This window comes from Collimonas sp. OK412 (assembly GCF_900112135.1).
Classification (GTDB): domain Bacteria; phylum Pseudomonadota; class Gammaproteobacteria; order Burkholderiales; family Burkholderiaceae_D; genus Collimonas; species Collimonas rhizosphaerae.
Genome location: NZ_FOLC01000001.1, coordinates 444,707 through 466,141 on the forward strand (window position 1 = coordinate 444,707; position 21,435 = coordinate 466,141).

25 protein-coding genes are annotated in these 21,435 nt (G+C 61.1%); 10 read left to right on the plus strand and 15 right to left on the minus strand.

Annotated features, from left to right (window positions below):
• Nucleotides 1-7: 7 nt before the first annotated feature.
• The gene (locus BM062_RS01930) at nucleotides 8-811 is read left to right on the plus strand and encodes a taurine ABC transporter ATP-binding protein (protein WP_092392487.1); all 804 of its coding nucleotides are present in this window, start codon (nucleotides 8-10) and stop codon (nucleotides 809-811) included.
• Nucleotides 808-1,689 carry a taurine ABC transporter permease TauC gene (tauC, locus tag BM062_RS01935; protein WP_092392489.1) on the plus strand — a complete coding sequence of 294 codons (882 nt, stop codon included), beginning with the start codon at nucleotides 808-810 and terminating at the stop codon, nucleotides 1,687-1,689. Before BM062_RS01930 ends, tauC begins: the two co-directional genes overlap by 4 nt.
• A 77-nt stretch (nucleotides 1,690-1,766) precedes the next feature.
• Here the strand turns inward: tauC and BM062_RS01940 are convergent, their stop codons facing one another.
• A complete protein-coding gene (locus tag BM062_RS01940; RefSeq protein WP_092392491.1) occupies nucleotides 1,767-2,501 on the minus strand; it encodes an SDR family oxidoreductase in 735 nt (244 codons plus the stop codon).
• Between the two features lie 202 nt (nucleotides 2,502-2,703).
• Between BM062_RS01940 and BM062_RS01945 the strand changes: the two genes are divergently transcribed.
• Nucleotides 2,704-3,666, plus strand: coding sequence for an AraC family transcriptional regulator (locus BM062_RS01945; RefSeq protein ID WP_092392493.1), 963 nt, complete (start codon nucleotides 2,704-2,706; stop codon nucleotides 3,664-3,666).
• A gap of 10 nt (nucleotides 3,667-3,676) precedes the next feature.
• Here the strand turns inward: BM062_RS01945 and BM062_RS01950 are convergent, their stop codons facing one another.
• The 8 genes from BM062_RS01950 to BM062_RS01985 form a co-directional block, all read right to left on the minus strand.
• A complete protein-coding gene (locus BM062_RS01950; protein ID WP_092392495.1) occupies nucleotides 3,677-4,852 on the minus strand; it encodes a low temperature requirement protein A in 1,176 nt (391 codons plus the stop codon).
• A 153-nt stretch (nucleotides 4,853-5,005) separates the two neighbouring features.
• Complete coding sequence (locus tag BM062_RS01955; protein ID WP_092392497.1) at nucleotides 5,006-5,557, minus strand: acyl-homoserine-lactone synthase; 552 nt, start codon at nucleotides 5,555-5,557, stop codon at nucleotides 5,006-5,008.
• 185 nt (nucleotides 5,558-5,742) lie between these two features.
• Complete coding sequence (locus BM062_RS01960; protein WP_254784859.1) at nucleotides 5,743-6,429, minus strand: autoinducer binding domain-containing protein; 687 nt, start codon at nucleotides 6,427-6,429, stop codon at nucleotides 5,743-5,745.
• Nucleotides 6,430-6,767: 338 nt separating this feature from the next.
• Nucleotides 6,768-8,147: an ATP-dependent RNA helicase DbpA gene (gene dbpA / locus BM062_RS01965; protein ID WP_092392501.1), complete on the minus strand. Its 1,380-nt coding sequence runs from the start codon at nucleotides 8,145-8,147 to the stop codon at nucleotides 6,768-6,770.
• Between the two features lie 103 nt (nucleotides 8,148-8,250).
• A complete protein-coding gene (locus BM062_RS01970) occupies nucleotides 8,251-8,637 on the minus strand; it encodes an SMU1112c/YaeR family gloxylase I-like metalloprotein (RefSeq protein WP_092392503.1) in 387 nt (128 codons plus the stop codon).
• A 65-nt stretch (nucleotides 8,638-8,702) separates the two neighbouring features.
• Nucleotides 8,703-9,233, minus strand: a complete 531-nt coding sequence (locus tag BM062_RS01975) for a chromate transporter (protein WP_092392505.1) — start codon at nucleotides 9,231-9,233, stop codon at nucleotides 8,703-8,705.
• Nucleotides 9,230-9,802 carry a chromate transporter gene (locus BM062_RS01980; protein ID WP_092392507.1) on the minus strand — a complete coding sequence of 191 codons (573 nt, stop codon included), beginning with the start codon at nucleotides 9,800-9,802 and terminating at the stop codon, nucleotides 9,230-9,232. Before BM062_RS01980 ends, BM062_RS01975 begins: the two co-directional genes overlap by 4 nt.
• An 18-nt stretch (nucleotides 9,803-9,820) precedes the next feature.
• Nucleotides 9,821-10,600 carry a methyltransferase domain-containing protein gene (locus BM062_RS01985; protein WP_092392509.1) on the minus strand — a complete coding sequence of 260 codons (780 nt, stop codon included), beginning with the start codon at nucleotides 10,598-10,600 and terminating at the stop codon, nucleotides 9,821-9,823.
• Between the two features lie 182 nt (nucleotides 10,601-10,782).
• Between BM062_RS01985 and BM062_RS01990 the strand changes: the two genes are divergently transcribed.
• A complete protein-coding gene (locus BM062_RS01990) occupies nucleotides 10,783-11,673 on the plus strand; it encodes a transcriptional regulator GcvA (RefSeq protein ID WP_092392511.1) in 891 nt (296 codons plus the stop codon).
• A gap of 102 nt (nucleotides 11,674-11,775) precedes the next feature.
• The gene (locus BM062_RS01995; protein WP_092392513.1) at nucleotides 11,776-13,059 is read left to right on the plus strand and encodes a lipase family protein; all 1,284 of its coding nucleotides are present in this window, start codon (nucleotides 11,776-11,778) and stop codon (nucleotides 13,057-13,059) included.
• Between the two features lie 5 nt (nucleotides 13,060-13,064).
• Here the strand turns inward: BM062_RS01995 and BM062_RS02000 are convergent, their stop codons facing one another.
• From BM062_RS02000 to BM062_RS02010, 3 genes are read right to left on the minus strand one after another with little or no spacing between them, the layout of a single operon-like run.
• Complete coding sequence (locus BM062_RS02000; RefSeq protein ID WP_254784860.1) at nucleotides 13,065-13,712, minus strand: hypothetical protein; 648 nt, start codon at nucleotides 13,710-13,712, stop codon at nucleotides 13,065-13,067.
• On the minus strand, nucleotides 13,709-14,659 hold the full coding sequence (locus BM062_RS02005) for an MlaD family protein (protein ID WP_092392517.1): 951 nt from the start codon (nucleotides 14,657-14,659) through the stop codon (nucleotides 13,709-13,711). The genes BM062_RS02000 and BM062_RS02005 overlap by 4 nt, the downstream gene beginning before the upstream one ends.
• Before the next feature lie 14 nt (nucleotides 14,660-14,673).
• Nucleotides 14,674-15,417 (minus strand): ABC transporter permease, encoded by a 744-nt coding sequence (locus BM062_RS02010; protein ID WP_254784872.1) that lies wholly within the window; start codon nucleotides 15,415-15,417, stop codon nucleotides 14,674-14,676.
• Nucleotides 15,418-15,656: 239 nt separating this feature from the next.
• Between BM062_RS02010 and BM062_RS02015 the strand changes: the two genes are divergently transcribed.
• On the plus strand, nucleotides 15,657-16,145 hold the full coding sequence (locus tag BM062_RS02015) for a DUF4019 domain-containing protein (RefSeq protein ID WP_092392521.1): 489 nt from the start codon (nucleotides 15,657-15,659) through the stop codon (nucleotides 16,143-16,145).
• Between the two features lie 131 nt (nucleotides 16,146-16,276).
• Here BM062_RS02015 and BM062_RS25495 read toward each other — a convergent pair whose 3' ends face one another.
• Nucleotides 16,277-16,636, minus strand: coding sequence for a hypothetical protein (locus BM062_RS25495; protein WP_175500846.1), 360 nt, complete (start codon nucleotides 16,634-16,636; stop codon nucleotides 16,277-16,279).
• Between BM062_RS25495 and BM062_RS24900 the strand changes: the two genes are divergently transcribed.
• Nucleotides 16,627-16,914: a hypothetical protein gene (locus tag BM062_RS24900; RefSeq protein ID WP_139219967.1), complete on the plus strand. Its 288-nt coding sequence runs from the start codon at nucleotides 16,627-16,629 to the stop codon at nucleotides 16,912-16,914. The genes BM062_RS25495 and BM062_RS24900 overlap by 10 nt on opposite strands.
• Here the strand turns inward: BM062_RS24900 and BM062_RS02030 are convergent.
• Both BM062_RS02030 and BM062_RS02035 read right to left on the minus strand, forming a co-directional pair.
• Nucleotides 16,911-18,077, minus strand: coding sequence for a tetratricopeptide repeat protein (locus BM062_RS02030; RefSeq protein ID WP_139219968.1), 1,167 nt, complete (start codon nucleotides 18,075-18,077; stop codon nucleotides 16,911-16,913). The two genes, BM062_RS24900 and BM062_RS02030, sit on opposite strands and share 4 nt — an antisense overlap.
• Nucleotides 18,078-18,151: 74 nt before the next feature.
• Complete coding sequence (locus tag BM062_RS02035; RefSeq protein ID WP_092392527.1) at nucleotides 18,152-18,592, minus strand: CBS domain-containing protein; 441 nt, start codon at nucleotides 18,590-18,592, stop codon at nucleotides 18,152-18,154.
• 463 nt (nucleotides 18,593-19,055) lie between these two features.
• Between BM062_RS02035 and BM062_RS02040 the strand changes: the two genes are divergently transcribed.
• Genes BM062_RS02040 through BM062_RS02050 form a run of 3 tightly spaced genes read left to right on the plus strand, consistent with a single transcriptional unit; the run spans nucleotide 19,056 to nucleotide 21,433 of the window.
• The gene (locus BM062_RS02040) at nucleotides 19,056-20,612 is read left to right on the plus strand and encodes a cache domain-containing sensor histidine kinase (protein ID WP_175500847.1); all 1,557 of its coding nucleotides are present in this window, start codon (nucleotides 19,056-19,058) and stop codon (nucleotides 20,610-20,612) included.
• A gap of 27 nt (nucleotides 20,613-20,639) precedes the next feature.
• Complete coding sequence (locus BM062_RS02045; protein ID WP_092392531.1) at nucleotides 20,640-20,999, plus strand: response regulator; 360 nt, start codon at nucleotides 20,640-20,642, stop codon at nucleotides 20,997-20,999.
• Between the two features lie 56 nt (nucleotides 21,000-21,055).
• A complete protein-coding gene (locus tag BM062_RS02050) occupies nucleotides 21,056-21,433 on the plus strand; it encodes an Hpt domain-containing protein (protein WP_175500848.1) in 378 nt (125 codons plus the stop codon).
• Nucleotides 21,434-21,435 lie beyond the last annotated feature (2 nt).

The window sequence follows — 21,435 nt, forward strand, 5'->3', positions numbered from 1 at the left end:
AGTTGGCATGATCCGCCTGCAATCCGTGGGAGTGCGCTACCCCGGCGCCGTACGGCCTGTCTTGCACGACCTGTCGCTGGATCTGCATGACGGCCGGTTTACCGTGGTGATCGGCGAATCCGGCTGCGGCAAGACGACCTTGCTCAACCTGATCGCCGGGTTCCTGGCGCCGAGTTCGGGTTCCGTCAGCATCGACAGCGTGCCGGTCAGCGGACCGGGCGCGGAGCGCGGCGTGGTGTTCCAGAACGATACCTTGCTGCCATGGCAGACGGTGCAGGAAAATGTGGCGTTCGGGCTGCGCCTGGCCGGGCAGCCGTTGCAGCAGCGCCATGCCAAGGCGCGCGAATACCTGGCGCTGACCGGGCTGCAGGATTACGCCGACGCCGCCATCTGGGAGCTGTCCGGCGGCATGCGCCAGCGCGTCAGCCTGGCGCGCGCGCTGGCGGTGGATCCGCGTTTCCTGTTGCTGGACGAGCCGCTGGGCGCGCTCGACGCCTTGACGCGCGAACACATGCAGGAACATCTGCTGCAAGTCTGGAAAACCTCCGGCAAAGGCATCTTCATGATTACCCACAGCGTGGAAGAAGCCTTGTTCCTGGCGACCGACCTGGTGCTGCTGCGGGCGCGGCCGGGGCGGGTGGAAAGCGTGCGCCAGCTTGAATTCGGGGCGCGTTTCGCCGCCGGCGAACCGGCGCGCAGCATCAAGTCCGATCCGCGCTTCGTCGGCATGCGGGAGGAAATCCTCGAGCAGCTGCTGCATCCGCGCCAGGCTGCACGCAACGACGCCGGGCTGGAGGAGGCGCCGGCATGAGCGAATTGTCCGTGACGTTTTCACCGCTTGAACTTGAGTTGCCGCAGGAGCCTGAGGTGTCGCCAAGCGCTGCCCAGCGGCGTCAGGCGGTGCCGAAAACCAAGACCCGGCGCGCCATGTCAGAGCGCAGCATCACCCTGCTGACGGTGGCGGGTTTGCTGGGTTTGTGGTGGCTGGCCAGCGCCCTGGGGCTGGTGCCGCCGCTGTTCCTGCCGTCGCCGCTGGCGGTATTGGGCAAATTCAAGGCAGTGGCGCTCGACGGTTTTGTCGACGCCACCCTGTGGCAGCATGCCGCCACCAGCGTCGCCCGGGTATTCGCCGCGCTGCTGCTGGCCATCGCCAGCGCCATCCCGGTGGGCATCCTGATCGGCTTGAGCAGCCGTGCGCGCGCAGTGTTCGATCCGCTGATCGAGTTTTACCGGCCGATCCCGCCTTTGGCTTATTTGCCGCTGATCGTGATCTGGTTCGGCATCGGCGAACTGTCCAAGGTGCTGCTGATCTACCTGGCGATTTTCGCGCCGCTGGCGATCGCCACCTTGCATGGCGTGCGGCGCGTCGACCAGAACCGCTTGCGGGCGGCGCGGTCGCTGGGCGCATCGCGCTGGCAGCTGGTCCGTTTCGTCATCCTGCCGTCGGCGGTGCCGGACGTGCTGACCGGGATCCGCATCGGACTGGGCGTCGGCTGGTCGACCCTGGTGGCGGCGGAGCTGATTGCGGCCACGCGCGGACTGGGTTTCATGATCCAGTCGGCGGCGCAATTCCTGGTGACCGACGTCGTCATCATGGGGATCCTGGTGATCGCCCTGATTGCCTCCGGTTTTGAATATGGCCTGCGCTGGCTGCAGCGCAAGTACGTGCCTTGGGAAGGGCGCGCATAGTTTTCGATTCAGATTCAGGGAGGTGGGGGCAGGCCAGCCTTGACCGGCTGGCCTGTTTTTTTCATGACGCAACGATCTTAGGCTGCACTTGCCGTCGGGCGCACCACGATCTCGCTGAGGTCGACGTCCGCCGGCTGTTCGATGGCAAACAGGATGGTACGGGCGACTGCCTCCGCCGTAATGAAAATTTTGCGGTAAGTCTCCATTCCCAGCTTGGCGGCAGGGTCGGTGATGCTGTCCGCCAGCTCCGATTCAGTCACTCCCGGCGAAATCACCGTCACCCGGATGTTGTCGACTTCCTGGCGCAAGCCGTCGGAAATCGCACGCACCGCAAACTTGGTGGCGCAATATACCGCCGCGCTGGGCACCACCCGATGGCCGCCGACCGAAGCCACGTTGATGATCTGGCCGCTGCCCTGGGCTTGCATGACCGGCAAGGCAGCGGCAATGCCGTACAGGACGCCCTTGATGTTGACATCCACCATGCGCTCCCATTCGTCCACCTTCAGCTGGTCCAGCGTCGACAGCGGCATCACCCCGGCATTGTTGACGATGACGTCGACCCGGCCGAAGCGGCTTTTGGCGAGCGCCACGATATCCTCAAGCTGGCTGCGCTTGGTGACATCCAGGGCTTGATATTCTGCTATGCCGCCAGCCGTGCGGATCAATCCCGCCAGGACTTCCAGGCGTTCGGTGCGGCGCGCGCCCAGCACTACCCGGGCGCCATGTGCCGCCAGTATGCGGGCGGTGGCTTCGCCGATGCCGCTGCTGGCGCCGGTGACGATGACAACTTTATCCTTGATTCCAGGCATGTGTTTCTCCTTGATGTGGTCAGGTCCCGCGCCGTCGGCGCCGGACGTGCTTATCAATGTAGCGGCCGGGAACCAGCCCGGGATAGTCGCTTCGTCGCGACTTCTTGCCTGATCCTCCAGATGTGCAGCCCGGCGCCGCCGCGTCCGATCGAAAAATAGTAGACTCGGTCAAACCCTGCAAATGCTGAAAACGAGGCTGGAAATGAAAGATTCAGGATCAATCCAAGAGACCGCCGCCGACCCTTTGGTGTCGATCAAGCAAATCGAGCTGGCGCGCCTGATTGAGCAATACACCGGCACCGACGGCGTGCACCAGACGGCCATAGCGCCGCTCAACCTGATGCGGCTGTCGCAACCTTCGGCGCCGGCCCACAGCTTGCATAAGCCGGCCTTGTGCATCATCGCCCAGGGGCAGAAGCAGGCGATGCTGGCCGACGAAGTCTATGTCTACAACTCGGCCCAGTACCTGGTGGTGTCGGTCGACCTGCCGGTCATGGGCCATGTAACGCAAGCCACGCCGGCATTGCCTTACCTGTGCGTGCGCCTGGACCTTGATCCGAAGGACATCGGCGACATGATCATGGCCGGCGAGGTGCGTGCCAGAAAGCCGGATCTGCCGGCGCGCGGCATGTTCGTCAGCCGGGCCAATTCGAGCCTGCTCGATGCGGTGCTGCGCCTGATGCAGCTGCTGGCGACGCCGCAGGACATCCCGGTGCTGGCGCCGCTGGCGATGCGTGAAATCCTGTACCGGCTGCTGCAGGATGAACAGGGCGGCATGCTGCAGCAGATCGCCATGACCGACAGCCAGTCGCAGCACGTGGTCAAGGCGATCGAACTGATCAAGCGCGACTACCGGCTGCCGCTGCGGATAGAAAACCTGGCGCGCGAAGCGAACATGAGTTCCTCTTCGCTGCATCATCATTTCAAGGCGGTGACGGCGATGACGCCGTTGCAGTACCAGAAACAGCTCAGGCTGCAGGAGGCGCGCCGGCTGTTGTTTACCCAGGTCGGCGATGCCGCCACCGCAGGGCACCTGGTGGGTTATGAAAGTCCTTCGCAATTCAGCCGCGAGTACAACCGCATGTTCGGCTCGCCGCCGGCGCGCGATGTGGCGCGCCTGCGGGCTGCGGGCACTGCCAGTACCGGGGTCGCCAGCCCGGCTTAGGTCCCTTGCCTCATTCGGCGCGCCGCGTGCGGCGCCGCGAAATGCTTTCCTGGATGGCGACGACGATCAGTATCACGGTGGTCAGGCCGGAAATCATCAGCTGGTCGGTGTAATACGCGAACGGGACCAGTATCGCCAGCAGCGCCAGTCCGATCACATGCGAAAACGGAAACAGGCGGTAGACCACGGTCTTGTAGATGCCGTTGCCGAGCAGGTAAGCCATCGGCCCGCCGACCAGCACCGCCAGCGATCTGGTCTCTATGTGGCCGGCCGGATGGGCGATCGCCAGCTCGTTGCCGACCGCGGTGATGATCACGCCGGCGACGATGAGGACGTGGGTGTAGTGGAAATACGCACCGATCCGTCCCGGATCCTTGGACTCGACGATGGCTTCGGTGCCGGCCTGGCTGCTGGTGTCGAAATAGATCCACCACATCGCCAGGCTGCCAAGGAAAGCCACCAGGAAAGCGATCAGGGTCGGCGCATCCCAGTGCGCCATGTGGCCGATGGTGGCGCCGGTCACCAGGATCGACTCGCCCAGCGCGACGATCACGAACAGCTGGCAGCGCTCGGCCATATGGCCGCCTTCAATGGTCCAGTCCTGGGTCCGCGAGCGGCCCAGCACCGGCAGCCACAGGCCGATCATCGGCGACAGGTATTCGCAGGCTACCGCCAGCGTCCAGAACAGCAGCCGGTAATAACCTTGCGACAGGCCGCCGGCAATCCAGAATGCGCCCGAGATGCAGAGCCAGCCAAGCATGCGCTGGAAGTTCTTGCTCAGGGCATGGTGGCGGCCCAGGTGGAATACTACAAACAGGGTGCGGCCGATCTGCATGCCGGCGTAGCACACCGCAAAAACCAGGCCGCGTTCGCCGAATGCATCCGGCAATACCGCCGACATCACCAGGCCGACCAGCATGATGGCGAACAGCAGCAGCCGGATCGGCATGGCGTCCGGGTCGAACCAGTTGGTCACCCAGCAGGTGTATTGCCAGACCAGCCAGACCGCAAACCACAAGACCAGGGTCTGGATGGCTCCCAAGGGCGTCAGGTTTTCCAGCAGGTGGTGGGATAGCTGGGTGACTGCAAAGACATAGACCAGGTCAAAGAACAGCTCGACCGACAGCACCTTGGCCTCATGGCCGTCGCGCGCGCGCAATAGATTGGCTTTGCCCCAGATGCTCATTGTGCTGTTTCCTTATTGCGTTGATATCGTGATTCACAATAAGGGAGGTTTCCATCGCATGTCAATCGCCGCCGGCAGCGCTGCCGCGAGGCCTGATTGTGCACCATGCGCCTGGCGCCGCTGTTACCGCAAGACCGGGAAAACGCAGTTCGCCTAGACGTCGATCAGGCAGGCAAAAATGCGATGGCCGTCGACCAGCATGGGCGGTCCCGAACGGTGCGCTTTAAAACCGCCGCGCAGCAGCCAGCGCTCGATGCCTATCGGCGAAACGGTGATCAGGCGCTTGGCGCCGCGGTGGGCGGCGCAGTCGATCGAGGCCTGCAGCAGCTGGTAGGCGTTGGATGAAGAAACCTGTCCCAGCGGCGTTTCGTTTTTCTTGCTGAAATCGACTGCGGCAAAGCGCGACAGCTCCCACACTTCGGTGGTGCATGGCGGCGCGGCGCCTTTCAGCAGTTGCGGGAATACTTCGCTCAGCAGATAGGGCTGGTTGGTCGGCAGCAGGCGGGCGCAGCCGTTGACTTCACCGCGGTTGTCCTGCGCCACTACATAGATCGTGTCGGCATGGTCAAATTGATCCAGTTCTGCGCCGTCCTTGGTCTCCAGTTTCCATTGCAGTGTTTCGACAAAAACCTTGTGGCGGTAGCTGGAGATTTTCGAAAATAGTTCACTTGACAACTCGGCGGCGGCCCCGGAAATAACGTTCATCAATGGTGTCCTTAGTCAGAATTAGTGAATTAATTTTGAAATGCATGGGGCGCTTGGCGTAACTGTCAAGGTTGACAGGTGGGACGCGGCGGCATGTGGGACAGGGGCGGGCAAAAAAAATCCGGCCAGGGCCGGATTGACAGGGTTTGCGCGGGATTCCGGCGCCGGGGCAGCGCCCGGAGCGGTTACAGGATGCCGAACATCGCGGCCTTGATGGCCGCTGCGGTCTTGTTGGTGGCGTTGAGTTTTTTCAAGGTGTTCGAGATATGGAAATTCACCGTGCGGTCGGTGATATTCATGATCTCGCTGACTTCGCCCGACGTCTTGCCGTCAGCGGTCCAGCGCAGCACTTCGATTTCGCGCGAAGTCAGCTGCGTGGCGGCTTCCGGCATGTGTTTTTCGATCAGCAGCAGCGACAGGCCCTCATGCGCAACCCCCACCAGCCACGACAGCCTGAGCGAGATTTCACGCAATTCCTTGTGCGAGACGCTGTCATCCGACCGCGACAGGTTGAGCAGGCCGGAAATGCCTTTGGCGTCATGGCAGGATTGCGCCCAGCCTGCGTGCAGGCCATGCGAACGCGCATCTTCCCAGAACGAGCGGTTGCTGGCGACGTGCTTGTCGGACCAGACCATGGGCAGGTTCGAGTGCCTGCCATGCGCCACGGTGGGGTCGATTTTTTCGTAGCGCTCCTGCATGTAGCGCTGCTGCCAGGTCGTCGGGTAGTTGTTCAGGCTGACGACCTTGGGTTCGGCTACGGGCCAGGGCAAGCGCATGTCGTAAGCGCAGTAGTCAAAACCCAGCTGCTTGGCGACTCCGGACAAGGCGTTAAAAAGGACGGGCGCGGATTTCGCGCCCAACATAGACTGCATTTGCTGCTCTTGCCAACTAAACATACCTGCACTCCCGTAAAAAATGTGTGTTTTTCATGGAAGGAAATTCTTTTCTTCTGCTGCAAAACCGCGTTCAGGCCATCGACAGGGAACGGCTTGGGAAACGGTATTGCAACGTCACATCAGCTAGCACTTGGAATCACGACCTGTATGCCTTTTCTGGCTTCAGTTGCGGCGCGGGCCTCGGATTTCCGCGCTCACAAAAAAGTTTCCATTGGGAAATTTAACACACTTTTGCCGCCGTGGGGCTTGAGTGAACATACAAAAATAATTGTTGATTTATCTATGTTTCTGATGCGACCCGTCGGCGCCTGGATTTAAATGAAACGCATCTTGAAGCTCTTGCCCTTGATATTGCCGTTGCTAAGTTTGCCGAATGCTTGCTTGGCGATGCGTTTATCCAGCGCCACATAAGTCACGAATTCGAACACGCTGATCTTGCCGACCTGTTCCTTGCTCAGGCCGACATCGCCGGTCAGCGCGCCCAGCAGGTCGCCCGGGCGCAACTTGTCTTTCTTGCCGCCCATGATGCACAGCGTCAGCATCGGCGCGGTGAGCGGTTCGCCTTCGGCCGGCTCCAGCGCATCGAGGTCGAACCAGCTGACCGGTCCTTGCTGGTAGTCCTCGATCAGCTTGACCCATTTCTTTTCGTTCGGCGCGCACAAGCTCAGCGCCAGTCCCCGGTCCTGGCCGCGGCCGGTGCGGCCGACGCGGTGGATGTGGACCTCGGTATCCTTGGAAACATCGACATTGATGACCGCGCCCAAGGTCTGGATGTCGAGGCCGCGGGCGGCAACGTCGGTGGCGACCAGCACCGAGCAGCTCTGGTTGGCGAAGCGCACCAGGATTTCGTCGCGTTCGCGCTGCTCCAGTTCACCGTACAGCGCCAGCGCGCTGAAGCCCTGCGCGCGCAGTTCGTCGGCCAGTTCGCGGCAATGGATCTTGGTGTTGCAAAAGGCGATGGTCGAGACCGGCCTGTAGTGGTTCAGCAGCTGCGCCACGGCCGCATTGCGGCCCTCGTAGCTAACTTCGTAAAAACGCTGTTCGATGCGGCCGGTATCGTGCTGCGCTTCGACCTTGACTTCGACCGCATCGCGCAGGAATTCCGCGCTGGCCTTGCGGATGTCGTCCGGGTAGGTCGCGGAAAACAGCAAGGTCTGGCGGCGTGCCGGGCAGGCGCTGACGATGCCTGAGATTTCTTCGTAAAAGCCCATGTCGACCATGCGGTCGGCTTCGTCCAGCACCAGCGTCTGCACGGTGCCGAGGTTGATGCTGCCGCGGCCGATATGGTCGCGGATGCGTCCCGGCGTGCCGACGATGATATGGGCGCCATGTTCCAGCGAGCCGATCTGCGGGCCCATCGGCGTGCCGCCGCACAGGGTCAGGATCTTGACGTTGTCGGCGAAGCGCGCCAGCCGCCGCAGTTCCTTGGCGACCTGGTCCGCCAGCTCGCGCGTAGGGCACAGCACCAGCGCCTGGATCGCGAAATAGCTGGGATTGAGCTTGTGCAGGATGCCGATGCCGAAGGCCGCGGTCTTGCCGCTGCCGGTCTTGGCCTGGGCGATCAGGTCGCGCCGCTCGAGGATCACCGGCAGGCTCTGCGCCTGGATGGTGGTCATTTCGTGGTAGCCAAGGCTATCCAGGTTGCTGAGTAACGCCGGCGCCAGCGGGAGGGTGGAGAAGGAGGAGGTTTTCACGATGAGGTTGTCGCCAGCTTAAAAGGGAGGGAAGTCTAACAGGTGGGCGTGCTTAGGACCAGTGTAACCCCACCATGCTTGTCAGAACGGCTACTCGAATTGCTCAGTGCTCGTACAGCTCCAGCGGCAAACCGTCGGGATCGGCGAAAAAAGTGAAGCGCTTGCCGGTGAACTCATCGATACGGATGTCTTCCACGGCGACGCCTTGGCCGCGCAATTCCTGCGCCGCCAGGGCGACGTCGGGCACCCGGAACGCCAGGTGGCGCAAGCCGCAGGCTTCCGGCCGGCTCGGGCGCGGCGGCGGCGACGGGAAAGAAAACAGTTCTATCTGTACGCCGTCCGGGGTGCGCAGGTCGAGTTTGTAGGAGTCGCGCTGCTCGCGGTAGGTTTCGGCGACGATGGCCAGGCCCAGCAGCTCGGTATAAAAGCGCTTGGAACGCTGGTAATCGGAGGCAATGATGGCTACGTGATGGATGCCGGAAATTTGCATGGGTAGTCAGGCGGGAGCTAGGTATGAAAAGCGGCTGCAGGCTTGCCGCGGCCGTCCAGCCCCGACTATACCTGACCAATCCCGCTCAAGCCTAGCAGCGCGCCGGCGGCCAGCACCCACAGCGGATGCACCTTGCTCTTGTAGGTCGCCAAGGCGCAAGCCGCGGCGATCAGCGCCAGGCCCCAGGCATGGGTCGAGGCCTCGGTAATCAGGGCGGCGCTGGCAGCCACCAGGCCGACTGTCATCGGCACCAGCCCGGCTTGCACCGTAGCGCGCCATGGGCGGTCCTTGAAGCGCTGCCACAGGTGCAGGACGACGCCGGTCAGCAGCGACGAGGGACCGAATTTCGCCAGGCTGGTGACCAGTACCCCAGGCCAGCCGGCGACATGCCAGCCGACCAGCGTCACCACCATCATGTTCGGCCCCGGCGCGGCTTGCGCCAGGGCGAACATGGCGCTGAAATCCTGGGGCGACATCCAGTGGTGGATGTCGACCACCTGGCGCTGCATTTCCGGCAGGATGGTGTTGCCGCCGCCAAAAGCGAGCAGCGACAGCTGGCTGAAAATCGTTGCAAGGGCGAGCAGGGTATCGGTCATGACGGCAGCTTCCAGATAGCGATCACGCTGAGCGGCGCCAGCACCAGCATGGTCGGCAGCAAGGGCAGGCGCAGCAGGGCGATCGAGACAAAAAACAGGCAGGCGATAAACAGCGGCAGCGGCTTTTTCAAGATCGGCACCAGCATTTTCAGCGCCATCGAGATCAGCAGCCCGGAAGCCGCCGCGGCCAGGCCGGCGAACATGTGCTGCACCGAGGGATTGTCCTGGAAGCGCTGGTAGACCACGCCAAGCGCAATCACGATCGCCGACGGCGCGGCGATCAGTCCCAGCAGGGAAGCCAGGGCGCCGCCGACGCCGCGGAAGTGCAAGCCTATCGCGACAGACAGGTTGATGATATTGCCGCCCGGCAGGAACTGGCACAGGCCAAGCATGTCGGTGAACTGCGCCGGCGTCAGCCAGCGGCGCTGCTCGACGATCATGCGGCGCGCCAGCGGCAGCACCCCGCCGAATCCGATCAGTCCCAGCATCAGGAAGCCGGAGAACAGTTCGCGGGTGGACGGCGCGGCGCGCGCCATGTCCTGATTGGTGGTGATGGTTTCTGTAGTCATTGCATATTATATTGAGGCTCAAACATTGGCGACGATGAAAAGCCGCTTGAACGGCAGCAGCGTGACGCCGTTCTCGCGTTGCGGATAGGCGTCCCGCATCGCCTCGGCATAGGCGGTGCGGAAGGGCGCGCGCTTGTCTTCCGGCAATGCATCCAGGTAAGGCCGCAAGCTGGTGCCCGCAGCCCATTCGGCGACAGCGTCTGCGCCGCGCAAGGTATGCAGGTAAGTGGTTTCCCAGATATCCAGCTTGCCGGTGCGGGAACTCAGCAGGTCGTAGTAGTTTTCAGCGCTCAGGATCGAAGGCTGCTGCGGCACCCCGCGCAGGTAAGGCGCAAACGATGGCGACCTGGCCAGTTCCAGCTGCATTTTCCTCAGCGGCGCATCGTGCATCGCCGGCATCTGCACCGCCAGCCAGGAGCCGCCGCGCAGGAATGACAGCAAGCGCGGAAACAGGGTGGGATGGTCGGGCAGCCACTGCAGCGTCGCATTGGAGTAAATCACGTCCAGCAATCCTTCCGGCTGCCAGCGCGCCAGGTCGGCGCGCTCGAAGCGGCATTCCGGCACCGCGGCGGCAGCAGCTTCGAGCATGTTGGCCGAGCTGTCGACGCCAAGCACGTCGGCTGCCGGCCAGCGTGCCTTTAACAGGGCGGCGATGTTGCCGGTGCCGCAACCGAGGTCGACTACCCGCTGCGGTTCCTGCTCGGGGACATACGCCAGCAGATCGAGGGCGGGACGCAGGCGTTCATTGCCGAAGTGCATGTACTGCTTGGCGTCCCAGAAATCGGTGGTCGCATTCATGTCTTCTCCTAGAATTTGTCACAAGGTGGAGTGTTGGTGCAATTTCCTGGTATTTTTCGGAAAAATCATTCGTTTCACCCTAAAGAGCGATGAATATTGATTCGATAGACGCATGTTACAGAATTTTTAAAGCCTCACAAATCGACTTTTTTACTGCTTGTTTGTGATCTATAATCACAAGCATGTCTCGTCAACTACCACCTCTGCAAGCGCTGCGCGCATTTGAAGTCGCCGCCCGCTTTGAGAATTTCTCAGCTGCAGCCGAAGAGCTGCACGTGACGCACGGCGCGGTCAGCCGCCAAGTGGCGGCGCTGGAAGCCTGGCTGGGCATGCAAGTGTTCCATCGCATCGGCAAGCGGGTGCAGCTGACCGACGACGGCCGGCGCTACCTGCTGACCGTGCAGGCCGCTTTCGACAATATAGCCACCGCCACCAGGCAGCTGCGTGAATCCGGGACGGTGCGCGTATTGCACATCAACTCCTTGACGACCTTCGCCATGCGCTGGCTGCTGCCGCGCCTGAGCGGCTTCCAGCGCCTGTATCCGGGGGTCGAGCTGAAATTGTCGACCTCTGCCGCGCAGCAGCCCTTGGGGGAGTCGGGCGAGCTGTTCGACGTTGCGATACGGCGCGGCCCGGGGCACTGGCCGAACTGCGTCAGCGGCGAATTCCTGGGCGAAAGCGAGTTGCCGGTCTGCAGCCCGGCATTGCTGGCGCGTGCGCCTATCCGGGCGGCCGGCGACCTGGCCGCGCATACCTTGCTGCATTCGGATACGCGCCCCGACGCCTGGCCGGAATGGCTGGCGCAAGCCGGAGTGGCGCCGGCCCTGTGCAAGAAAAAACAGTCGTTCAATCATTTTTACCTGGCTTTGCAAGCCGCCGTCGACGGCCTCGGCGTGGCGCTCGGGCCATTGCCGCTGATTGCCGACGAGCTGGCCAGCGGCCGCCTGGTGATCCCGCTGGCCGAACCGGTGATCCGCGCCAGGAGCTACTGGTGGATAGTCGCGCGGCACCAGGCCGAGGTGCCCTTGATCAAGCATTTTTGCGACTGGCTGGAGCAGGAGTCGCTGCGCTGAGGCGGGCTCGGTGGCGCGGATCCCGCAAATAATGATGCATAATGGCAACAGCCATTTTGGACTCGGCTCAATTTACATAAAAAATATGAGGAGACAAAAGTCATGCGCCATATCCAGTTCAGCCGTTCTTTGAAATTGATAGCCGCGGTCCTGTCGAGCCTGGCGCTCGGCGCTTGCGGCGGTGGCGGCGGCAGCGATAACGTCGTCCCGCAATCGAAGGCGTTTACCGCCGACGGCGGGGTATCTTCGTTTTACCTCTGGAGCGGGACTGTTCCCGCTACCCCCGGCGTACTGCTGCAGCAGGAACCGCTGCCGGCCGGCCAGGTGCTGTCGAATGCCGCGCAGGCTGTGCGTATCCTGTACAGCTCGACCGATGGCGACGACGGCAAGACCGCGATCTACGTTTCCGGCGACTTGCAGCTGCCCAAGGGCGCGCCGCCGGTCGGCGGCTGGCCGCTGATCGCCTGGGCCCACGGTACGGTCGGCGTGGCCGACGTCTGCGCGCCGTCGTGGACAGTGCGCGATCCGCGCGACGTGGATTACCTGAATGCCTGGCTGGCGCAAGGTTATGCGGTGGTGTCCACCGATTACCAGGGATTGGGCACGCCCGGCCTGCATCCCTACCTGCATGCGCGGCCGGAAGCCTACAGCGTGCTCGACAGCATCCGCGCGGTTTCCAAGAATTTCCCGCAGCTGTCCGGTTCGGTGGTGATCGTCGGCCAATCGCAAGGGGCGCAGGGAGCGATTGCAACCGCCGCCTACGCGCCCAGCTATGCGCCCGAAATCAAGCTGCTGGGAACGGTCGCGACCGGCGTTCCTTACCAGCTGCAAAGCGTGCTGGCTTATCTGAACGCGCTGACGACACAGGTGCCCACCACCGGCTTCACCTCGGTGCTGGGGACGCTGGAAGCCTATGCCTGGCTGGGGTACGCCACCGCCGAACGGGTGGTGCCTGGCTTCCTGCTGTCGGATCACCTGACTGCCAAGGGCAAGGCGTTTTATGCGGTGGCGGCGAGCCAGTGCCTGGGGCCGATTGAAGACAACATCATGCAGAACAAGCTGGTCACTGCCGATGTGTTCAACGGCGACGTCACTGCCTGGGCTACGCAGACCTTGCAGTCGTCTAACTATCCGACGGTCAAGTTCGCGGCGCCGGTATTTGTCGGCACCGGGACCCTGGATACCGATATCCCGACCGTGGTCCAGTATCAGTTTGCGAAAGACGCTTGTACGGCCGGCAGCACCATCGAACAGCATTATTACGCCGGCCAGGATCACGACGGCACGGTGCTGGCGTCGCTGGTCGATTCAAAGCCGTTCGTGCAGAAACTGTTTGCCGGCCAGCCGATCACCTCGAATTGCGCGGCGCTGACTCCGCCGCCCTGACTGCTTCAGGGCAACGGCTTGGCCGCGAGGTCGATGCGGCGCTGGATGCGCGCCTGGGCTTCGCGGTCAGCCGCGGCCTTGGCGCGTTGCAATTGCACTCCCAGCCAGGCCAGCAATGGCCGGCGCCAGCCTTGGGCCGACGCTGTCTCGACCGCGCTGGCGATGTCGGGCGGCGTCAGCCTGCCGCTTTGCAGCAGGGCGCCGGCCGCGACCAGGCGCGCCAGCGGATCTTCGATATCGCCGATGCGGCCGCTGCTGACCACTGCCCTGTGCTGAGGCGGCAGCAAACCAGGGTCCAATCCCTGCCACTGGCCATTCAGGTAAGCCGCATAACTACGCTCGCCGGCGTCGGCGTCCGGCGCCAGCGGCTGGAACCCGGCGCAGTTGTCGAATTCCAGGCTGGCGGCGCGCGTGGCGCAGCGCGTCAGTTCGACGCGCGCTACCAGATCGGCGCGGCCGGTGCTGGCGACCGCATCGCGGGCGCGTGCGAATTCGACGTCGGCAACGCGCGTATTGCCGCTCAAATAGGTTGACGAAAAACTTTGCATGGAACCGAAGGCGTTGCCCTGCCATTCAGGTGCGGGCGGTCTGCTGCTGCAGGCGGCCAAGGTCAGCAATGCGGCGCCGAAGGCGAGGGGGGAAGCGATCTTCATGGCAGTTTGAGCTCCGTGTTGCGGGCGAAGGGCCATTTGCGGTTGATTTCGTCGACCAGCTGGGTCACCTTGCGCAAGCTGGCGTCGACTTCGGCGCGCAGTGCGCCCAGGTCGTTGCTGGCGATGCGGGCATTGCTGCCTACCGCTTGCGCCTCGGCCAGCACGGCGTCCACTTTCTTGAGGCTGGCGCGGGCATCGCTCAATACATTGTTGAGCTGGACAACCGCGGCTTGCGCATCGTCCATCACGCCGCGCTGGCCGGGCTGGCCGAATACGCGCTGGTCGGCCTTGGTGAGCAGCGCATTGACGCGATCCAGCGTAGCGATGATTTTCTTGGCATTGTCGTCGCTGCCCAAGGCGCCGCCCAGCACGCCATATTGTCCGTTCAGGCGGCCGGTGACGGCTTGCACATTGGCCAGGCTGGTGTTGAGGCTGGAATCGGCGGCGGTGATGGCCTGCAGGTTTTCCAGCAGTTCCCTGGCGGTCGCCACCAGGCGCGGGATTTCCGCCGCGGTATCGCCGCGCAGCACGGTGCGCACCGAGTCGGGCGGCAGCAGCGGATCGTCGAGCACGCCGGTAAAGGCGCGGATGCGGGTGTCGCCGACCAGCCCGCGCTCCAATGTAAATACGCTGCTGGTGCGCAGCCAGTTGGCGTCCTTGCTCGGGACGTCGATCAGGATGCGCGCCTTGCCATCCGAACCGAGATCGATGCGTTGCACGCGGCCGATGGGAAAGCCGGAGAAGGTCAGGTCCATGCCCACCAGCACGCCCTCGGAATCGTCAGCCACCAGCACCAGGCGCTGGGTGGATTCGAATACCCCGCGCGCGTACATCACGTACAGCACAAAACCGCACACCAGCGCAGCCATCAGGATCAGCAGCAGCAGCGCCTTGAGCTCGACATTGGCGGGTGGCCGGACAGAAGGAGATTCGGGGGCAAGTGCCATGGTCGCTTTCCAGATTAGATGTATTTCACTGCCAGCGCCCCGACTTCGATCAGGACCAGCACGAACAGCAGGCGCGTGGCGCCTGGCTGCAGGGTGGATGACAGCGTGGTATTGCGGCGCGCGCTTTCAAGAATCGCGGCGGTCGGGATGACCGCCACCGCCAGTCCGAACAGCAGGGTCTTCAGGGCGAAACCGAGCGTAACCGGCGGATCGAACACCCGCCCCACGGTACGGGTGTAATCGAGCAGGCCCCAGGGCGTGACGCCGTAGACATTGATATACGCCAGCAGCAGGACAATCATGCCGCTCACCGTGGCCAGGCTCATCACCGAGAAGGCGCTGGCAATCACGCGCGGCACCAGGTCCAGCTGCAATTGTGCGATGTCTGGCGCGGTTGCGGTCTGGCCGGCGGCGGTCGCCGGCAGTTGCGCGCCGTTGAATGCCAGGCCGGCGCGCAGCGCCACGAACAGGGCTGCCGACAGCGGGATCAGTTCCAGCACCAGCACCCGCACCATCATTTCCAGCGCATAGCGCGACAGGCCGTAGCTGAGCGCGGTGACCAGCACGATGCGGATCAGCACCAGGCTGAGCAAGGTCGACAGCACGGTGAACCAAGGGAGGATCTGCCAGGTGCCGCTATAGATATAGCGGTAGGTCGCGCTGCGGTTGGCCCGGTGATAGGTCGACGGCGACACGCCCATGGCCAGCGCGATGCCGACCAGGTGCAGCATATGCCACCAGCTGCTCAGGGTGCGCATGAAAGTCACGGCCCATTGCTCTGGTTTTATGTAGCGGGACGGGGTTGGATACATAGCGCAATGATAACGCAGCAACACTGGAAACAGACCTGTACGAATTTCTTTTTAATGCCGCTGGATTTGTGCTTTTCCCGCCGCGGTCGTCTACCGGCAATAAAAACCGATATGCTAGACTTTCTGGCAAGAATCGGCTGTTGGGGATTTTCTGGAACCCGTATCAATTTCACGGAAAGAGAAAAATGACTACCTTGCTATCGCTGAAGAGTATTTCTTGCGCCGCCGGATTTGCGCTGGCCGGCATGCTGGCTTCCAGTCCCGCGCATGCGCAAACGACCGCGTCGATCGACGGCGCTATCGCAACCGCCTCGCAGTGGGTGGCGCTGGCGGACAGCAACCAGGCCGAGCGGATGTGGAGCAGCAGCGGGTCTGCCATGCAAAAAAGCACCAGCAAGGAAGACTGGCTGAAATACCTGAGCGCGGTGAAGAACGAACTGGGGCCATTGGGCAGTCGTCAATGGGCGCAGATTGTGCATGTGACCAATCCACCCGATTTGCCGCCGGGAGAGTATTTGAATATCGCGTTTACCGGCCGCTTCGCCAAAGCGCCGACTGTCGAAAAAGTATCGATGGTGCAGGCCGGCGACAAATGGATACCGGTCGGTTACGTGATCACGAAATTTGAACCGGCTGCGGCGGCCGCACCGGCAACTGCAGATCCCAAAAAATAAATCGCTCGATCGCTGCTGCTGTGCGATCTCTGCGCTTCACTTCATCAATTATCAGCAGTACGCAATCAGCGGGCGCAGGCGACTGCCGCGCGCGCTCATTGCGCTGCTGTGATCGATCGGATCCTGGAGCGTCAAGCGGCTCCGCGGTACGTGCTCAAATCTGGTGTAAGCCGCTGCGGGCCTTGCGGTTGAGGTGTGTGCTTGGGCCTCTGCGAATCGGCCACGCTTTCCACGCCGTCGGCGGCAATCGCTTCGAGGAAGCCGAGAACGTTACGGTAATAATCAACCCGCATTTCCGCTTCCAGCAATTGCCTTTCTGACTGATACAACGCCAGGCGTGTATCGCGGAGTTCATTTTCTGCCAGCTTTTCAGGCGTCTGGATATATTTTATCGCCAATCTGTTAAGCCATCCCATGTCGGCACCTCTTTTGTATGGAGACGATTTGATCATAGATCGTTCTTGGCAAATAAACCTGATAATTGACATCATTTAACTATCTTGTTGCGCAATTTCCACGCCAATATTTATGTGAAACAGCTGAATATCGTCTTCGCGAAAATGCAAGGCATAACAAACAAGATGTGCGCCAGGCAGGTGTCGACAATTGGCGCGCGATTGCGCGAATCTGTCGCTTTGCGCGCGTTCATCCTGACTGGAATCATTTTCAACCAGGAACCCTGATGCCGGCGCGCATCCTGGGCGAGCCGGCAAGCCATATGCTGGCTTATGCGGTCAGCGTACTGTCGAGCCGCGGCAGCGCTGCTTAGTGAATCAAGAGCGGAGCGCGGTACGACTTGACCCGGTCGAGCTTGGCTGCATACAGGTCGTGGTCGTTGCTGGTCGTGCTGTTTTGCATGGCGATGCTCAAGTGTTTGACCGCCTGGTCGATTTCTCCCAGGCGCAGGCAGGCAATGCCTAGCCAGTACTGGAATTCATGATAGTAGGGATCGCGCGCAATTTCCCTGCTGAAGTGCAGCTTCGCGGCCTTGTAGTCGCCGGCGCGCATTGCCGCCATGCCCAGGTTGAATGCCTGGAAGGGGGCTTCCGGCTGCAATTGCGCCAGCCTGGCTGCCAGCGGTTTTGCTTCCGCCGATTTGCCGAGATCGTTCAGGACGCCGATCAGGTTGAAGATGACCACGGTGTTGTCCGGCTCGCGTTCATGTACCTGGCGGAATGTGCGTTCGGCTTCCTGCAAATTGCCGTGGCGCCGGTACACCACTCCCAGCGTATTGTAGGAAGCGAGGAAACCCGGGTCCTGCCGGATCGCTTCGCGCGCCCACCAGTAAGCGTCGTCCAGCCGATGCATGGCGAGGGCTTCGGCAGCCTGGTTATTCATGTACATCGCCACCACGGTGTTCTCTTCGATGTCCAGCCGGCGCTGGCCTTCGGTATCTTCCGGCGGCAGGAAATCAATCGTCATCAGGCGGCTATGGTCGAGCGGGGTGCGGATGGCGCTGGGCCGTTTGCCGAGGGTGAGGTTGACATGGCCGCTGGCAAAATAGAGGTCGTCGTTGCGGCTCCATGCCTGGTCCATGAGTATGGTCTGGTAGCGCACCGGCAGCCCCAGTTCCTTGGCGAAGGCAGCGGTCATGATCACCAGCGACAGGCAATTGCCGCTGCGCGCCGCAAAAGTCTCGGCGGCATCGCGGGTGTGTTCGGAACTGTATTCCAGCTGCAGCTGGTTCTTGCTGTACAGCGCATCGAACAAGCCTTGCTGTATGCCCTTTACACGCATCTGGTGGGCATTCTCGTCCCTGGCCAGGTATTGGCGCATGGCGTGGCTGACGGCAAATACATCGTCGGCGCTGATGTGCTGCGAAGGTGGGGCAAACAAGCGGTCGCTGAACAGCTTGTCAGCTTGCGGCGCCGGCGGCGGGGCCGCGCAGGCGGCGAGCACGAGACATAAAGACAGGATTAGCCAGCGTTTCATCTGGGGCCGCCGCTCGGTAGGATGTTTCAATATGCAGCTTGCAATGCGCTGCTTCCAATATATACCTGAATCGCTCAGGCCGGGTGTCCCATGATGTAGTGTTCGAGCTGCTGGATGATGAATTGCTGCTCCGAAATGATGTCTTTCACCAAGTCGCCGATAGAGATGATGCCGACCAGCTTGTCATCGTCCAGGATCGGCAGGTGGCGCAGGCGATTCTCGGTCATCAGCGCCATGCATTGTTCATTGGTATCGTCCAGGCGCACATACATGACGGAGGACGTCATGATGTCGCGCACCGAAGTGTCGGTCGACGAGCGGCCCTTGAGTATCATCTTCCTGGCATAGTCGCGTTCGGTGACGATGCCGACGATTTTCCCCTGCACCGTCACCAGCAGCGCACCGACGCTTTTGTCCGACATCATCTTGATGGCGTCGAATACCTTGGCGTCAGGAGCAATCGTGTAGACGGTTTGGTTCTGCTTGGTCTTGAGAATCTGCGCGACGGTTTTCATCAGTCATCCCTTCAGACAAACCTGCAATTCGAGTAATTATTTTGCGGCCCTGCTTAGTCTAGAAAGTAGCCTTTTCGTTTTCAAATTGCAAGCATCTTCAGTACGGGCGCGCGTTGCGGCTGACAATTCTGACAGTAGTAAAAAGATGGGCTATTATATTATTATTGCAGTGCGGCAATAATTCTTTGGCTGGCGAAATTGAACCATAGGCGGATAAGGCGCTCTGTTTGTGGGGCCCGACGCAGCGGATATTCCCGCTATGGAGGCAAGTCAATGCAAGAAACAGGAAATTTTCTTTTAATGACAACGTATTTCAATGGTCGTTTTGCCAATGACCGATTTTAGTTTTACCGCCGTGCTGAAAAAAATACAGAAGTCAGATGCAGCAATAGCTTTGCCGCGCCGATCGGATATCCGGCTCGCGATATTTTTTTTTGCAAGCGCATTAATCGCATGCATATGGGTGGTTACCTTATATGACGAAGCCAGCGAAACGCAGCGCGAACTGGAAAAAGTCGGGCGCGATGCACAGAACGTGGCCCGGGCGTTCGATGAAAATATCAGCCACGTCATCGAGCAGGCCGATGAAGCCAGCGACCTGCTGAAATTCCAGTACGAGCGTTTCGGCGCAAAAATGAACAGTCTCGAATATCGGGACGCATGGCTAATGCAAGGCAATCTCGCGAACCGTTTTTTTATCCTTGACGAACATGGAAAGCAGATCTACGCCAACGACGATATCGTGCTCAACGACGGACTCATCGCAGGCCATATGCAATTGCACCAGGGGCACGATTCCGGCCAGCTGATGTTCCTCGCCAAACCGGTGCGCGATCGTGTCTCGGGGGAATGGTCGATGCAAGCCAGCCGACGCCTTAACCGGCCCGACGGCAGCTTCAGCGGCATAGTCGGCGTCTCGATAAGCAACGAGGCGGTGACGCGTTTTTATCACCAGATCAATGTCGGCCGCGACGGCGCCATCAGCGTGGTCGGCGATGAAGGCACGATCAAGGCGCGCGAGCCGAACGGCGCCAAGGCGATCGGCATGGATTTTTCCGGCAGGCCGTCGTTTGCGGTGATGAGGCAGCACAAGCAAGGCTACCTGACCAGCAACGGCGTGGTCGACGGCAAGCAGCGGACGTATGCCTATCGCCAGCTGGAAAATTACCCGCTGATGGTGATCGTCGGCATTTCGGTCGAGGAAGCGATGCAGCCGTTCTACAACAACCGCTTTCGCGGTTATGTGCTGGCGGCGTTTTCCACCGGAGTGGTGGTGGTGTTTACCGTCTTCATCCTGTTCATGGCGAACGGCCTGGTGAGCACCGGGCGCGTGGCGACTCTTGCCAACCAGGCCAAGTCGCAGTTCCTTGCCAATATGTCGCACGAATTGCGCACGCCGCTGAACGGAATTTTGGGTTATGCGGAACTGTTGCGGGAAGATCTGGTCGGAACCGACGAGCAACATTTTGCGCAGGCAATACATGACAGCGGCACGCATCTGCTGTTGCTGGTCAATACCGTGCTTGACCTGGAGCGGATCGCGGCGGGGAAAATGGAAGTTTTCATCGCGTCCGAAAATTTGCGCGAGCTGATGCAGAAAATTGTTGCCAGCCATGCGTCCACCGCGATGCGCAAGGGGATCGCCTTGAGGCTGGTGCTGAGCCCGGCGCTGCCGATCGAGTTTGCCTGCGATCGCGGCAAGCTGATCAGGGTGCTCAACAACCTGATCCACAATGCGTTGAAATATACGGATCAGGGAGCGGTAACGGTGCGCGTGCTGCAGGGCGACGGCGTGCTGATATTCCGGGTAGTGGATACGGGCGAAGGCATCCCGATGGAACTGCAGCGCGTCATCTTTGAAAAATTTGCCCAGGTGGACGGCTCGGACATGCGGGCGCAAGCCGGCAGCGGCCTGGGCCTGGCGCTGGCCAAGGAACTGGTGAAATTCATGGGCGGAACCATCGCCGTACGGTCGCGGGTCGGCAAAGGTTCGATTTTTGCCTTCACGATACCGGTTTGAACAAGGCTTTACAGTGATTAGGTGTTAATGAAAAACATATTGGTAGTGGATGATAATCCTCTCAACAGCAACCTCGCCAGGATCATCCTGACCAGGGCGGGACATACGGTCCACGTGTTTGCCGGAGCTTCCGAGGCTCTGCGTTATCTGGAAAAAAATACAGTCGATGTGGTGTTGACCGACGTCGGTATGCGCGATATAAACGGAAAAGAATTCTGCCGCCTGGTCAAGGACGGCAGTCACGAGGTGGTTCCTCGCATGGTGGCATACACCGCATTTGCGATGGAGGAGGAGTTGTTGTCGATCCGGGCGGCAGGTTTCGATGCCGTAGTCATCAAGCCGGCGACCCGTGTCCAGATCCTGGCAGCAGTGGATCCTGCCAGTTGAAGCGCCGTCTCGCCTTGTTTGATATGGCGCTTCAGGAACATAACCAACCGCCGACCATGCAATCTTATATCTGCCATCACTTCAGCCCGGAAATGTTTTTAAAGCATTCCTATAACGACAAAGGCGTTTTTGTCGATTTGTGCAAACTGTTTCTGCAAGTCGGCAACGAACAGTTCGCGCGCCTGAAATCGGCCGTGCAGGCCGGGAATGTAGGCTCCACGACGCAGGAATGCCATGCGCTCAAAGGCACGCTGCTCATTTCTGGCGCCGATGCCGCCGTGCGCATGCTGGATCAGATAGAGATCGAGTTCAACCGGAAAAAACAGGTCTGTGCAGCGGAAAAAATCCTCGAGCTGCAAAATGAAATCACGCTTACGATGGATGAAGTGCGCGACTTCCTGCTGGAGCTGGAAAGCCTGGAGCTCCAGCACTGAAG